Annotated in this window: 13 protein-coding genes; 7 read left to right on the top strand and 6 right to left on the bottom strand. The window is 64.3% G+C overall.

Going from position 1 to position 13,695, the window contains the following annotated elements; translation table 11 throughout:
• The first annotated feature begins 10 nt into the window (after positions 1 to 10).
• Positions 11 to 1,021, top strand: a complete 1,011-nt coding sequence (gene alc / locus GCT19_RS02755) for an allantoicase (protein WP_018435548.1) — start codon at positions 11 to 13, stop codon at positions 1,019 to 1,021.
• A complete protein-coding gene (locus GCT19_RS02750) occupies positions 1,018 to 1,530 on the top strand; it encodes an ureidoglycolate lyase (protein ID WP_152850967.1) in 513 nt (170 codons plus the stop codon). The genes alc and GCT19_RS02750 overlap by 4 nt, the downstream gene beginning before the upstream one ends.
• Before the next feature lie 95 nt (positions 1,531 to 1,625).
• Here GCT19_RS02750 and GCT19_RS02745 read toward each other — a convergent pair whose 3' ends face one another.
• From GCT19_RS02745 to uraH, 4 genes are all read right to left on the bottom strand, one after another.
• Entirely contained in the window at positions 1,626 to 2,972 is a 1,347-nt protein-coding gene (locus GCT19_RS02745) for a type II toxin-antitoxin system HipA family toxin (protein ID WP_018435550.1), read from the bottom strand.
• Entirely contained in the window at positions 2,969 to 3,235 is a 267-nt protein-coding gene (locus tag GCT19_RS02740) for a helix-turn-helix domain-containing protein (protein WP_008920757.1), read from the bottom strand. Before GCT19_RS02740 ends, GCT19_RS02745 begins: the two co-directional genes overlap by 4 nt.
• Positions 3,236 to 3,509: 274 nt before the next feature.
• Positions 3,510 to 4,703 carry a urate hydroxylase PuuD gene (locus GCT19_RS02735; RefSeq protein WP_018435552.1) on the bottom strand — a complete coding sequence of 398 codons (1,194 nt, stop codon included), beginning with the start codon at positions 4,701 to 4,703 and terminating at the stop codon, positions 3,510 to 3,512.
• A gap of 173 nt (positions 4,704 to 4,876) precedes the next feature.
• Positions 4,877 to 5,230, bottom strand: coding sequence for a hydroxyisourate hydrolase (uraH, locus tag GCT19_RS02730; protein ID WP_152850966.1), 354 nt, complete (start codon positions 5,228 to 5,230; stop codon positions 4,877 to 4,879).
• Positions 5,231 to 5,716: 486 nt separating this feature from the next.
• On the opposite strand from uraH, the gene GCT19_RS02725 reads away from it, so the two are divergent.
• Positions 5,717 to 7,105: an 8-oxoguanine deaminase gene (locus tag GCT19_RS02725; protein ID WP_152850965.1), complete on the top strand. Its 1,389-nt coding sequence runs from the start codon at positions 5,717 to 5,719 to the stop codon at positions 7,103 to 7,105.
• Between the two features lie 82 nt (positions 7,106 to 7,187).
• On the opposite strand, the gene GCT19_RS02720 is transcribed toward GCT19_RS02725, so the two are convergent.
• Positions 7,188 to 8,120 (bottom strand): LysR substrate-binding domain-containing protein, encoded by a 933-nt coding sequence (locus GCT19_RS02720; protein ID WP_129960693.1) that lies wholly within the window; start codon positions 8,118 to 8,120, stop codon positions 7,188 to 7,190.
• 273 nt (positions 8,121 to 8,393) lie between these two features.
• Between GCT19_RS02720 and GCT19_RS02715 the strand changes: the two genes are divergently transcribed.
• The 4 genes from GCT19_RS02715 to GCT19_RS02700 all read left to right on the top strand — a co-directional run bounded on the left by GCT19_RS02715 (position 8,394) and on the right by GCT19_RS02700 (position 13,316).
• On the top strand, positions 8,394 to 9,992 hold the full coding sequence (locus GCT19_RS02715; RefSeq protein WP_026228706.1) for an ABC transporter ATP-binding protein: 1,599 nt from the start codon (positions 8,394 to 8,396) through the stop codon (positions 9,990 to 9,992).
• 93 nt (positions 9,993 to 10,085) lie between these two features.
• Positions 10,086 to 11,192, top strand: a complete 1,107-nt coding sequence (locus GCT19_RS02710; RefSeq protein ID WP_152850964.1) for an ABC transporter permease — start codon at positions 10,086 to 10,088, stop codon at positions 11,190 to 11,192.
• Positions 11,193 to 11,231: 39 nt separating this feature from the next.
• Positions 11,232 to 12,161: an ABC transporter permease gene (locus GCT19_RS02705; protein ID WP_013089660.1), complete on the top strand. Its 930-nt coding sequence runs from the start codon at positions 11,232 to 11,234 to the stop codon at positions 12,159 to 12,161.
• A gap of 60 nt (positions 12,162 to 12,221) precedes the next feature.
• Positions 12,222 to 13,316 carry a BMP family ABC transporter substrate-binding protein gene (locus tag GCT19_RS02700; RefSeq protein WP_018435558.1) on the top strand — a complete coding sequence of 365 codons (1,095 nt, stop codon included), beginning with the start codon at positions 12,222 to 12,224 and terminating at the stop codon, positions 13,314 to 13,316.
• A gap of 108 nt (positions 13,317 to 13,424) precedes the next feature.
• Here GCT19_RS02700 and GCT19_RS02695 read toward each other — a convergent pair whose 3' ends face one another.
• Positions 13,425 to 13,634, bottom strand: coding sequence for a dodecin (locus tag GCT19_RS02695; RefSeq protein WP_018435559.1), 210 nt, complete (start codon positions 13,632 to 13,634; stop codon positions 13,425 to 13,427).
• Positions 13,635 to 13,695: the final 61 nt, after the last annotated feature.

The following is a 13,695-nucleotide window of genomic DNA, read 5'->3' as shown; positions in this document are numbered from 1 at the left end:
GACGACAAAGATGGCACTTCCGATTCTCGACCCCAACGCACCGGAATTCACGCGCCGTTACGTGAACCTGGCGGACCCGCGTCTGGGCGCGCAGGCGCTCGAGGCTAGCGACGAATTCTTCGCGCCGAAGGACCGCATGCTGAATCCGGAACCGGCCGTCTTCATTGCGGGCAAGTACGACGACAACGGCAAGTGGATGGACGGCTGGGAAACCCGCCGCAAGCGTACGACCGGCTACGACTGGTGCGTCGTCAAACTCGCGCGGCCCGGTGTGATCAAGGGACTCGACCTCGATACGAGCCACTTCACCGGCAACTTCCCGCCGGCGGCGTCGGTGGAAGCGGCGCGCGTCGTCGATGGCGAGCCGAACCAGTCCACGCAATGGACCGAGATCGTGCCGTCCACCACGTTGCAGGGCAATAGCCACCACTACCTCGAAGTCGGTGACGCGAACGCGTACACGCATCTGCGCGTGAACATCTATCCGGACGGTGGGATCGCGCGTCTGCGTGTATACGGTCAGCCGCAGGTCGACTGGGCGGGCGCGAGCCGCACCGAGCAGTTCGATCTCGCTGCGATGGAAAACGGCGCGTATCTGGTTAGCGCGAACAACCAGCATTTCGGCGCGGCCTCGACGCTGCTGATGCCGGGTCGCGGCGTGAATATGGGCGACGGCTGGGAAACGCGTCGTCGTCGCGAGCCGGGCAACGACTGGGCGATCATCGCACTCGCGCAGCCGGGGGTGATCCGCAAGATCGAAGTCGACACCGCGCACTTCAAGGGCAACTATCCGGATCGCTGCTCGATCCAGGCCGCGTACGTGAAGGGCGGCACCGACAGCTCGCTCGTCACGCAGGCGATGTTCTGGCCGGTGCTGCTCGGCGAACAGAAACTGCAGATGGACAAGCAGCACTTCTTCGAAAGCGAGATCGCGGCGCTCGGGCCCGTCACGCATGTGCGCTTCAACATCTATCCGGACGGCGGGGTGTCGCGTCTGCGTCTGTGGGGTACGCTCGAATGAAAACGCTCGCCATCGAACCGCTGACGAAAGAGGCGTTCGCCGCATTCGGCGACGTGATCGAACTCGAAGGCGCGAAGCAGATTCCGATCAACCTCGGCACGACGATCCGCTATCACGACCTCGCGAAAGTCGACGTGACCGACGAGCACGGCCGCACGCTCGTCAATCTGTTTCGTGGCCAGCCGCGCACGCTGCCGTTCGAAGTGAAGATGCTCGAGCGGCATCCGCTCGGCAGCCAGGCGTTCGTGCCGCTGAACGACAAGCCGTATCTGGTCGTCGTCGCGCCAGCGGGCGAACTCGACGCGGCGAAGATCCGCGCCTTCGTCACGAGTGGCTGGCAGGGCGTCAACTACGCGAAGGGCGTATGGCACCATCCGCTGATCGCGTTGGGCGAGGTGAGCGACTTTATCGTCGTCGATCGTGGCGGCGAGGGGCTCAATCTGAACGAGCAGGATCTGGCGGAGTCGCTGTGGCTCACGGAAGATGCGTTGAGCGCGGTGGCGGTTTGATGGCAACGCAGCTACCGGGGCTCTGGTAGCGTTGTGGTTGGAAAGAAAAGCCCGCGACGTGCGCTACGTCGCGGGCTTTTTCGCATCGATGGCGCTCACTTGCGCCGGCCCAGCAGCGGCGAATGCCCGATGACTTCCCTCGACCGCTCGGGCGGCTCCGGCGCCGAAAATCCCGCTGCTTCGATGGCCGGCTTGAGCCCCCTGAATTGCAGACTCTTCTTTGGCGAACGCAGCGATGTCATGCCGTCGTCCCACGCATGCAGCATCTGCTTGGCGACCGTGCGCCACTGCGGTTCGTTGCGCGCTGCTTCGATCAACTCGTGGCCGACGTCGACAGCCGAGTCGCACAGCGCTTCAACCATCTGCGCATATTGCCGGGGGGCGATGCCCATGCGCGTGTTGAAAAATCGTTCCAGCGTTTTGCCGGCTGCCCAGGTTTTGCGGCCGTCGATGGCGAGGCCCGGCGGATTGGCGGCGAAGCGCGGATAAGCCTGGGTCGTCACGACATCGTAGACGGGCGTGAACGCGACATCGTCGACCGACGTATAGAACAACGCAACGTTCTTCGTGTGGCAGTCCGCATTGCGCACGACGTAGTTCGTCAGCAGATGCCAGCCGAGCTGCTGGAGCTGCACCCGCACGGTGTCGCGATCGAGCAGATACGCTCTCGCCGCGTTGAGCATTTTCTCGCTGGTCGAATTGTATTTTTCGTGCGGCGGCAAACCGAGCAGGCCGCACAGGTCTTCGACGCCGTACGCCGGTAGTCCATCTTCGTCGACATCGAAGCGCTCGACGACGAGCGCCCGGCCATCGTCCGACATCTGCGTGCGCGCAACCGGCGCCACCCCGAGCCGCTCCAGCACCCGCATCGAATGGAACTCGTTGAAACCGAGAAAGGGCGTGTTGTCGTCCGAACCTTTGACGATGTGACGGCTCGTTCGAATCGTCGGCTTACCGAGCTGCAACGGTGTCGATGCGGCAGACTGCGCTTCCGGCGCGATGAACTTCGGCACGACACCTGAAATGGCCGCCCGCGCGTATTCACGTACCAGTTGCGCGAAATGTTCGGCGGTGTTGTCGCCGTGCAGGATGTGCTGGACGTCGAGCGCCTCCAGTTCGGTGCCCGGCGCCACGCCTTCTGGCGTCACGGTGACCCGGCCGATCCCCATCGAGCCCACGACGGCGAGCAGCGACAGATCGGTTCCGTCGAGCAAGGGCCCGAATTGCTCGCGGATCAGATTCAGCAGATAGCCCTCGGGCAGGTTCTGCCGGAAAAACGGATGCAGGTCGCGCGGCCAGCGCCAGGCCTCTTCGCGTACCGGCATCGTCAGACTGACGAAGTCGGCCGCGCTCGCATCGCGGTTGTATTTGAGGACATAGTCGTCGCGCTCGCGAAACAGCGTGGCAACGTTCTTGCCTAGTACCTGAACGTCGAGCTTCATGGCTGCGCGTCCGGGCTGCGCTGTTCAGCGAGGATGTCTTCGAGCGTGCGGCCATGTCCATGCGCGACGAACTTGAGGTCGTAACCGGCGGCTTCGAGCAGGCGCACCAGCACTGACACGCTCATATCGTTTTTGGCGAGCGTCTCCATCCGCGCGACGGTCGTGCGGGCCACGCCCGCGCGGCGCGCAAGCTCTTCCTGCGATAGCTTGCTGTCGCGTCGGACGGCTTTCAGCATGTCCGAGACATCGGCGAGGTTGGTCATTTGTAGCCTCAAGGCATCAATTTAGCGCATTTGACGGGTATTGTAGCCCAAGAGACACAACAAGGTATTCCGTATTTGTGCCTTCAGGGCTACATTTTACGTTCCTTCGGCGCTTTTTGTAGCCCAAGGGCGACAGATTCGATGTATCGATGCCGCTGACTGCACCCGCCACCCTCCCCAAAACGACAACGGGCTTGCCGCTGTCGCGACAAGCCCGCTTCTCCCTGCAGCCTCTACCTCGGCACCGGATGATCCGTGATCCGGACAGTCCTCCTTACTTCACCGCGCCGCCTTCGAACCACGCGGCGATCTTCATCCGCTCGTCGTCGGTCATGTGCGTGACGTTGCCGAGCGGCATCGCCTTCAACGTGACCGCCTGCTGGTAAATGCGCTGTGCGTTCTGCGAGATTTCGTCGGGGGTATCCATCAGCACGCCCGCGGGCGCGCTGCCCATCATCGTCGGATGCGCGGAGTGGCAGGCCACGCAGCGCTGCTGCAGCACCGGCGCGATATCGGCGACCTTCAGCGTCGGCGCGTTGGCGGCCTGCGCCTGCGGCACCACCGGACGCGGCATGGTCCACACGAGCGCCGTGCACATCAGCGCGACGCCGACGAGCGGCAGATACCACAGCACCTGGCCGCGATGACGCATCACGAAGAACTGCCGGATCAGCGCGCCGGCCAGCATGATGACGACGAGCACCGCCCAGTTGTACGGATGCGTGTAGGTCATCGCGTAGTGGTTCGACAGCATCGCGAACACGACCGGCAGCGTGAAGTAGGTGTTGTGCACCGAGCGCTGCTTGCCACGCTTGCCGTAGATCGGGTTCGGCGTGTCGCCCTTCAGCATCGCGTCGACCATCTTGCGCTGGCCCGGAATGATCACGAAGAACACGTTGGCCGACATGATCGTCGCGAGCATGGCGCCCATGATCAGATACGCCGCGCGGCCCGCGAAGATATGACAGGCGAGATACGCCGCGATCAGCACATAAACGCCGACGCAGATGCCGAGCAGTTTGTCGCGCGTGCCGAGAATGCGGCACAGCGAGTCGTAGACGATCCAGCCGGCCGCGAGGAAGCCGATCGCCGAGGCGACCGCGACCACCGGCCCCATGTCGAGCACGTTCTTGTCGATCAGGTAGGTGCTCGGGGAGAACAGATACAGCACGGTAAAGAGACCGAAGCCCGAGAGCCACGTCGTATACGACGGCCATTTCGACCAGTGCAGGTCTTCGGGCATTTCGGGCGGCGCGACCGTGTACTTCTGCATGTTGTAGAAGCCGCCGCCATGCACGTGCCATAGCTCGCCGAACACGCCGCGACGGCGCTGGTTCGGATCGGTCGGCGGTTTCAGGCTGTTGTCGAGCGCGACGAAATAGAACGATTCGCCGATCCATGCGATGGCGGCGATGACGTGGAACCAGCGAATCGCGAGGTTCAACCAGTCGGTGATAAAGCCTTCCATGAAACTCCTCCACTTCTGATTCGTTGTGCGCGCGATGACGTTCGACGTCGCCGGTCATCGCGCCGACTGCGGATAGAAGACGCAGCGCGGGTTGTTATGGGTGTCGCGGGGCGCTTGTGCGTATTTGTGTCTGTGCGTGCCGGCGGGGACGCGGCGGCTTGCATCCGGCAGGGCTAGCTGCCCCGATACGTGCTGTACGAAAACGGCGACACCAGCAATGGCACGTGATAGTGCGCGTTGGCATCCGCGACGCCGAAGCGCAGCACGACGCGATCGACGAAGCGCGGTTCCGGCAACTTCGCGCCGAGCGACGCGAAGTAGTCGCCCGCGCCGAACACGAGTTCGTACTCGCCCGCGACGAGCGCGTCGCCTTCGAGCAGCGGCTCGTCGCAGCGGCCGTCGTGATTGGTGACAGTGGTTTTGAGTGCGCGGCGCGTGTCTCCGGCGAGCGCGAAGAGTTCGACCTTGATGCCTGCGCCGGGACGGCCGTTCGCGGTGTCGAGCACGTGGGTAGTGAGCTTGCCCATTCGCAATTGTCCTTGTGTGAATGCGAGGTGTCGGCGGCGGCCCGATCCATTACGTTTGCGGCGGATCGAGGCTCCACGTCAGTGGCTACATACCCGTCGGCGAATTGAAGCGAGCGCCGTGGCAGCCATTGTAAAAAGGATGCCCCGTTCAGCGCGCGAGCGATAGGAAAGATAATAGTTCGCGCATGATGGACAGCCAGTCGAAAGCCGCGCCGGCTGATCGGCCGATCGTACCGGCGCCAAAAATGGACCACTATATTGGCGGCGTGAAGTTGGGTATCGCAACCGCGCGAGTTGCCAGCGGGATTTTGGCTACCGAAGGTAAGCGCTGTGCGACACACGTGCTTAGGCACGGCAAACCCCGAAGACGGCGATTCACGCTGGGTAACCGGGCCAACGGCGTTCAACCGAACGCGGCGGCGCGGTGGCGTGCCGCCGCATCGCGTTCGAACGGCTTTGCATGCAGGCAATCAGGCGGACAGACGAATGACGATGAATGAAGCACTGAAACAACCCGGCAAAACGATGCTCGTAAAGCACGCGGACGTGCTGGTTACGATGGATGGCGAGCGGCGCGAACTGCGCGACGCCGGGCTGTATATCGAGGACAACCGGATCGTCGCGGTCGGAGCGAGCGCGCAACTGCCGCAAACGGCCGACCAGGTACTCGACCTGCGCGGCCATCTGGTGATTCCGGGCCTCGTCAATACGCATCACCACATGTACCAGAGCCTCACGCGTGCGATTCCCGCCGCGCAGAACGCCGAGCTGTTCGGCTGGCTGACGAATCTGTACAACGTGTGGGCGAACCTCACGCCCGACATGATCGAAGTATCGACGCTGACCGCGATGGCCGAGCTGTTGCTGTCGGGCTGCACGACGTCGAGCGACCATCTGTATATCTATCCGAACGGCAGCCGTCTCGACGACAGCATCGCCGCGGCGCGCCGCATCGGCATGCGCTTTCATGCGGCGCGCGGCAGCATGAGCGTGGGACGCAAAGACGGCGGCCTGCCGCCGGATTCGGTGGTCGAGCGCGAAGCGGACATCCTGAAGGATACGCAGCGTCTGATCGAGACATATCACGACGACGGCCGTTACGCGATGCTGCGCGTCGTCGTGGCGCCGTGCTCGCCGTTTTCGGTGAGCCGCGACCTGATGCGCGAATCGGCGGCGCTCGCGCGTCAGTACGGCGTGTCGCTGCACACGCATCTGGCGGAAAACGTGAACGACGTCGAGTACAGCCGCGAGAAGTTCGGCATGACGCCGGCCGAGTATGCGCACGATCTCGGCTGGGTCGGCCATGACGTATGGCATGCGCACTGTGTGCAACTCGACGATGCAGGCATTGCGCTGTTCGCGCGCACCGGCACCGGCGTCGCGCACTGTCCGTGCTCGAACATGCGGCTCGCGTCGGGCATCGCGCCGGTCAAGCGCATGCGGCTCGCGGGCGTGCCGGTTGGACTCGGCGTCGACGGCTCGGCGTCGAACGATGCTGCGCAGATGATCGCCGAAGTGCGCCAGGCGCTGCTGTTGCAGCGCGTCGGTTTCGGGCCCGACGCGATGACCGCGCGCGAGGCGCTCGAAATCGCGACCCTGGGCGGCGCGCGCGTGCTCAATCGCGACGACATCGGCGCGCTCGCGCCTGGCATGGCCGCGGATTTCGTCGCGTTCGATTTGCGTGCGCCGCACTTTGCCGGCGCACTGCACGATCCGGTGGCGGCTCTGGTATTCTGCGCGCCGTCGCAGGTCAGCTATAGCGTGATCGACGGCAAGGTGGTGGTGAAGGAGGGGCAGTTGGCGACGCTCGAACTCGGGCCGGTGATCGAGCGGCATAACGCGCTTGCGCGGCAGCTTTACGAGGCGGCGGCTTGAGCTCGAGCGGAACGGGCGGCATTCACGCTCCGATGGGCGGGTGCCGCGAGTCGTCGCTATCTGAGCGGCGCCGCATGCGGGCTCAGGGCTTGTCGATCAACGTGCGGGTCGCCTCGCCAACCAGACCGCGCAGCCAGCGCACTTCGTCGGAGTAGTGCACGCGCTCGTGCCATAGCTGGTAGTACTGCATCGGCGGGAAGTCGAGCGGCGCGGGCACCACGGTCAGCGGCAAAAACTTCGCGTAGTAGTCGGCAAAGAGGCGCGTCGTCGTGAAGATCAGATCGGACTTGATCAGCACGTACGGCGCGAGATTGAAGTAGGGCAGCGTGACGACCACATGGCGCTTGAGCCGCTCGCGCGCGAGATGCACGTCGATCGCGCCGCGCTGGCCGACCGAGTACGGCGTCGGCGCGAGATGCGGTGCGTTCAGGTACTGGTCGAGCGTGAGCCCGCCGCGTTTGGCGAACGGATGCGTGTTGCTCATCAGGCAGACGATCTGATCGACGAACAGGTTCGACAGATGCAACTGCTCAGGCGGCTCCGGCCAGTTGCCGACCACGATGTCGAGCTTGCCGTCCTCGAGCGCGAGTTCGTAGTCGAACGCGGGGCCGAGCGAATGGAATTCGAGCGTCGCGTTCGGCGCGGCCTGGCGGAAACGTTCGACGACCGTCGGCACGAACAGCACGTTCAGGTAGTCGGGACAGCCGATCCGGTAGCAACGGATCGACGTGGCCGGATCGAAGTTGTGCTGCTGGAACTTGATGCGCTCGATTTCGCGCAGCGCGTTCTGCACCGGTTCGAGCAGGCGCAGGCCGTACTCCGTCGGCACCATGCCGGACTTGCCGCGCACCAGCAGCGGGTCGCCGGTGATGTCGCGCAGACGGCGCAGCGCCGCGCTGATCGCGGGTTGGGACTGGTTCAGTTTGACGGCGGCGCGCGTGACGCTGCGCTCCATCAGTAGCGTGTGCAACACGCGCAGCAGGTATGTGTCGATCGCCTCGCGTTGCTGGCTCATGGATTCTCCCAAATATATGTGCTGGCTGATCGAACGGACGTAGAGGTATATGCGTTTTAATATGGACGAAAAACGACGTCAAGGGTGACATACCCGCAGAGCTTGTAGCGGCGCGGGTTTGCGGGAATTTTGTCAACTCGACTGAGTGGGTCGAATTAGGTATCGTCATCCGGTTGTGGTGACGGATCGCCCGTCGGCACGGTGGACGTCATCGACGTCGACCCGGCGGTATTCACGGCAGCAAGCGGCGTCTCAAACGCACTATGGAATCTCATGAGCGACACTCCACTTAGCGACGGCGCACGACTCACCGGACAGCCGGTGCCCCGGCTCGCGCTGACGGGCATCACCAAGCAGTACCCGGCCGTGCGCGCCAACGACGACGTCACCCTCGTCGTCGCACCCGGCGAAATCCACGCGGTGCTGGGCGAGAACGGCGCGGGCAAGAGCACGCTGATGAAGATCATCTACGGCGCGGTGCGACCCGACGCCGGCGAGATTCGCTGGGAAGGCGAGACGGTCGACATCGCGAGCCCGGCGGCCGCGCGCAAGCTCGGCGTCGGCATGGTGTTCCAGCACTTCTCGCTGTTCGAGACGCTGACGGTCGGCGAAAACATCGCGCTCGCGCTCGACGAACCCTTCGATCTCAAGTCCCTTGCGAAACGCATTCGCGAGGTGTCGGTCGACTACGGGCTCGACATCGATCCGCAACGGCACGTGCACAGCCTCACCGTCGGCGAGCGCCAGCGCGTCGAAATCGTGCGCTGCCTGCTGCAGAATCCGCGTCTGCTGATCATGGACGAACCGACTTCGGTGCTGACGCCGCAGGCGGTTCGCAAGCTGTTCACGACGCTGCGCCGGCTCGCCGCCGAAGGCTGCAGCATTCTGTACATCAGCCACAAGCTCGACGAAATCCAGGAGTTGTGCGACACCGCGACCGTGATGCGCGGTGGCCGCGTGACCGGCAACGTGACGCCGAAGAACGAGACGCATGCGTCGCTCGCGCAGTTGATGGTCGGCCACTCGCTGCCCGACTACACGCGGCGCGAGCACAAGCCGGGCGCGGTGCTGCTCGATGTCAGGCAGCTGTCGGTCGCGAGCGACGATCCGTTCGGCACGTCGTTGCGCGACGTGTCGTTCAGCGTGCATGCGGGCGAAATCTTCGGCATCGCCGGTGTGTCGGGCAACGGCCAGGCGGAACTGCTCGCGGCGTTGTCCGGAGAAAAGCGCGCTGAAAAACGCAGCCTGCCCGCCGACGCGATCACGATCTGCGGCAAGCCGGCCGCGCGTCTCGGCGCCGGACGGCGGCGCGCGCTCGGCTTTGGCTTCGTGCCCGAGGAGCGGCTCGGCCGCGGCGCGGTGCCAGCGATGAGCCTTGCCGACAACGCGTTGCTGACCGCGCATCGGCAGAACATGGTCAAGTCGGGCTGGATCAGAACGGGCGCGATGCGCGCGTTCGCGAAGCGCTGCATCGACGCGTTCGACGTGCGCTGCGGCGGCCCCGACGCGCTCGCGCAAAGTCTGTCGGGCGGCAATCTGCAGAAATACATCATGGGCCGCGAGATTTTGCAGGCGCCGAAGGTGCTGGTGGTCGCGCAGCCGACGTGGGGCGTCGATGTCGGCGCGTCCGCGTTCATCCGTCAGCAACTGCTCGATCTGTCGGCGCGCGGCGTCGCGATTCTGGTGATCTCGGAGGAGCTGGAAGAGCTGTTCGATATCTGCGACCGCATCGCGGTGCTCGCGGGCGGGCGGTTGTCGCCGGTGCGCGCGACCGGTGCGACCAACGCCGAGGAAATCGGCCGCTGGATGGCGGGGCTATTCGGCGACCGTGAGGGCGCGGCGCCCGCGGCGGACCAGCCGGCGCATGCGTGACGCGAGGCGTTGCCCGCTGGCCACGCCAAAACGTTGAACACGCACGCGAATGCGGACCCTGAAGAACAGAACCCGAACAAACCCACGCTACCCATGATGCTTCCCTATCGACTCGAAGCCCGCACGACGCCCTCGCGCACGATGCAGCTCGCCGTGCCGCTGATCGCCGCAGTGCTGACGCTGGCGATCGGCTTTCTGATTTTCGGCCTCGTCGGCCGCGACCCGTTGCAGGCGATGCACGCGTTCTTCATCGAGCCGCTGTCGAGCATCAACGGCTGGTCGGAGCTGTTGCTGAAGGCGTCGCCGTTGTGCCTGATCGGCCTTGGTCTCGCGATCGGTTATCGCGCGAACGTGTGGAACATCGGCGCCGAGGGGCAGATGCTGCTCGGCGGCATTGCGGCGAGCGGCGTCGCGATCTATTTCGATCAGGCGAGCGGCTGGTGGATCCTGCCGACGATGATGCTCGCGGGCATCCTCGGTGGCATGGCATGGGCCGCGATTCCCGCCTTCCTGAAGAGCCGTTTCAATACCAACGAGATTCTCGTGAGCCTGATGCTCACGTACGTCGCGACGCAACTGCTGATCTACCTGGTGAGTGGTCCATGGCGCGATCCGCAGGGCATGAACTTCCCGCTGTCGGAGATGTTCAGCGGCGACGCGCTGTTTCCGACGCTGTACGGCGACTGGCGCTGGAAATTTCTGCGTGGCACGCGCCTGAACGCGTCCGTGTTCCTCACGCTGATCGCGATTCCGCTGGTCTGGCTGTTCATGCGCAAGAGCTTCGCGGGCTACCGGATGAACGTCGGCGGACTCGCGCCGCTCGCCGCGCGCTACGCCGGCTTCTCCGACAAGAAAACGATCTGGACCTCGCTGCTCATCAGCGGCGGCCTCGCGGGTCTCGCCGGCATGGGCGAGATCGCCGGTCCGATCGGCCAGTTGCAGGCGACGTGGTCGCCGGGGTACGGCTTCACCGCGATCATCGTCGTGTTCGTCGGCCGCTTGCATCCGCTCGGCATCGTGCTCGCCAGTCTGCTGATGGCGCTGCTGTATCTCGGCGGCGAAGCGGTGCAGACCTCGATGCAATTGCCGCAGGCGTTGTCGGGCGTATTTCAGGGGTTGCTGCTGTTCTGCCTGCTCGGCGCCGACCTGTTCGTGAACTACCGTGTGCGGCGCCGCTCGGCCGTGGCGGTGGGTCATTAAGTTTGCCAATCAGCTCGCTAATCCGCTTTCAGACTCGATATGGATATCCAGCAAGCCAGCGCGCTCACGTCGAGCGCGATCACCGCGTCGATCCCGCTGATGTTCGCGGGCGCCGGTGAACTCGTCGCCGAAAAATCGGGCGTGCTCAACCTTGGCGTGGAAGGGATGATGCTGATGGGCGCCGTCAGCGGCTACGCGGTCACTTCGATTAGCGGCAGCCCGTGGCTCGGCGTGCTCGCCGCGATCGGCGCCGGTCTCGCGATGTCGCTGCTGTTCGGGTTCCTGACGCTGACGATGCTCGCCAACCAGGTCGCGACCGGCCTGTCGCTGACGATCTTCGGCATCGGTCTGTCCGCGTACGTCGGCAAGCCGTACACATCGGCCGCGGTGCGCGCGACGATCGATACATGGACGATCCCCGGCCTGTCGAAAATCCCGGTGCTCGGCCCCGCGCTCTTCACCCTCACGCCGCTCGATTACCTCGCGTTCCTGATGTTCGCCGCGATCGGCTGGTTCCTGTATCGCACGCGCGCGGGGCTCGTGCTGCGCTCGGTCGGCGAATCGCCGCAGGTCGCGCACTCGGTCGGCTTTCCGGTGGTCGGCGTGCGCTATGGGGCGGTCGCGTTCGGCGGCGGCATGGCGGGGCTCGCGGGCGGCTACTATTCGATCGTCAATCTGCACCTGTGGCAGGAGAACCTGACGTCGGGCCGCGGGTGGATCGCGTTGGCGCTCGTCGTGTTCGCGACGTGGCGCCCCGGGCGTCTGCTGATCGGTTCGCTGCTGTTCGGCGCGGTGACGGGGCTGCAGTTCTACGCGCAGGCGATCGGCGTGCCGGTGCCGACGCAGTTCCTCGCGATGCTGCCGTATGTCGCGACGATCGTCGTGCTGGCGCTGATCTCGCGCAATCCGAACACGATTCGCCTGAATGCGCCCGCGTCGCTCGGCAAGCCGTTTTTTTCGGCGGGCTGACGGCGACACAGGTTTTTTCGATCCGCTCACTACTATTCGCTCATCACGACAGGGGAAAACATGAAGAGAAGAAATCTGCTGACCGCTTTCGCGTGGGGCGCGGCGTCGCTCGCGCTCGCCGCACCGCTCGCGCAAACCGCGCAGGCCGCCGACGTGCCGGGCGTCGCGTTCGTCTATCTGGGCAATCCGGGCGATGCCGGCTGGACCTTCGCGCACGACCAGGGCTCGCGTGAAGCCGAAGCGAAGTTCGGCAACAGGATCAAGATCACGCGCGTCGAGAACGTGCCGGAATCGGCCGACTCCGAGCGCGTGTTCCGCGATCTCGCCAACAAGGGCAACAAGATCATCTTCGGCACGAGCTTCGGCTTCCAGGACTTCCAGCTGAAGGTCGCGAAGGACTTCCCGGACACCATCTTCCTGCACGCGACCGGTTACAAGAAGGCGCCGAACTTCGGCACCTACGACGTGCGCATGTACCAGGGCGCATATCTGGCAGGCGTCGCCGCGGGCTATGTGACGAAGAGCAACACGCTCGGCTTCGTCGCGTCGGTGCCGATTCCGGAAGTGGTGCGCAATATCAACGCGTTCACGCTCGGCGCGCGCTCGGTGAATCCGAAGGTGCATACGAAGGTGATCTGGATCAACAGCTGGTTCGATCCGGGCAAGGAAAAGCAGGCCGCCGAAACCCTGATCGGCCAGGGCGCCGACGTGCTGCTGCAGAACACCGATTCGAGCGCGACGCTCGCCACAGCTTCGGAGAAGCACGTGCACGCGTTCGGCTGGGATTCGGACATGAAGAAGTTCGGTCCTGACGCGCATCTCGGCTCGGTGGTCGCTCACTGGGGCGTGTACTACAGCGCGGTGATCCAGCAGGTGCTCGACGGCAAGTGGAAGAACGAGCCGGTGTGGTGGGGTATTCCGCAGAAGGCCGTCAACCTCGAGAACCTGAACACGTCGGCGATTCCGGCCGATGGGCAGAAGCAGGTCGCCGCCAGGCGCGAAGAACTCGCGACCGGCAAGCGCGACGTGTTCACGGGCCCGATCAAGGATCAGTCGGGCACGGTGAAGGTGCCGGAAGGCAAGACCTTGACCGATCCGGAGTTGCAGCGCCTGAACTGGTACGTCGAGGGTGTCGACGGGTCGTTGCCGAAGTAAATCGGGCGTTCCTCTGTTGAAAAAAGCTGCGTCCAGCGTGGGCTGGACGCAGCTTTTCTATTTGCGGCCTGCACGTGGCAGCGCGCAAGCGTGTCGTGCGGTCGCTGCTCAGTCCTCGATGCGCAGGCCGACCTTCAGCGTCACCTGCCAGTACGCGACCTTGCCGTTCTCGATCTGGCCGCGCGTTTCCGTGACCTCGAACCAGTGCAGATTGCGCAGCGTTTCCGACGCTTTGGCAATCGCGGTGGTGATCGCGTCGTCGATCGATTTCTTCGACGAACCGGTCAGTTCGATCTTCTTGTAAACATGTTCTGACATGAATTCCTCCTTGGTGTGCGCCGCTGGTCAGTGAAACGCTGCTCGGAAACGCGCATGGAAA

It is taken from the genome of Paraburkholderia atlantica (assembly GCF_009362785.1).
Lineage (GTDB): Bacteria > Pseudomonadota > Gammaproteobacteria > Burkholderiales > Burkholderiaceae > Paraburkholderia > Paraburkholderia atlantica.
Note: the sequence above shows the minus strand (reverse complement) of the source record. Positions and strands in the feature narration are given on the sequence as shown.

Bases quoted from the DNA above. Each gene is read 5' to 3' on its own strand.
- GCT19_RS02740 (WP_008920757.1), bottom strand. From the start codon at position 3,235: ATGACCAACCTCGCCGATGTCTCGGACATGCTGAAAGCCGTCCGACGC.
- GCT19_RS02725 (WP_152850965.1), top strand. From the start codon at position 5,717: ATGACGATGAATGAAGCACTGAAACAACCCGGCAAAACGATGCTCGTA.
- GCT19_RS02735 (WP_018435552.1), bottom strand. From the start codon at position 4,703: ATGGAAGGCTTTATCACCGACTGGTTGAACCTCGCGATTCGCTGGTTC.
- GCT19_RS02700 (WP_018435558.1), top strand. From the start codon at position 12,222: ATGAAGAGAAGAAATCTGCTGACCGCTTTCGCGTGGGGCGCGGCGTCG.
- GCT19_RS02705 (WP_013089660.1), top strand. From the start codon at position 11,232: ATGGATATCCAGCAAGCCAGCGCGCTCACGTCGAGCGCGATCACCGCG.
- GCT19_RS02715 (WP_026228706.1), top strand. From the start codon at position 8,394: ATGAGCGACACTCCACTTAGCGACGGCGCACGACTCACCGGACAGCCG.
- uraH (WP_152850966.1), bottom strand. From the start codon at position 5,230: ATGGGCAAGCTCACTACCCACGTGCTCGACACCGCGAACGGCCGTCCC.
- GCT19_RS02750 (WP_152850967.1), top strand. From the start codon at position 1,018: ATGAAAACGCTCGCCATCGAACCGCTGACGAAAGAGGCGTTCGCCGCA.
- alc (WP_018435548.1), top strand. From the start codon at position 11: ATGGCACTTCCGATTCTCGACCCCAACGCACCGGAATTCACGCGCCGT.
- GCT19_RS02710 (WP_152850964.1), top strand. From the start codon at position 10,086: ATGATGCTTCCCTATCGACTCGAAGCCCGCACGACGCCCTCGCGCACG.
- GCT19_RS02720 (WP_129960693.1), bottom strand. From the start codon at position 8,120: ATGAGCCAGCAACGCGAGGCGATCGACACATACCTGCTGCGCGTGTTG.
- GCT19_RS02695 (WP_018435559.1), bottom strand. From the start codon at position 13,634: ATGTCAGAACATGTTTACAAGAAGATCGAACTGACCGGTTCGTCGAAG.
- GCT19_RS02745 (WP_018435550.1), bottom strand. From the start codon at position 2,972: ATGAAGCTCGACGTTCAGGTACTAGGCAAGAACGTTGCCACGCTGTTT.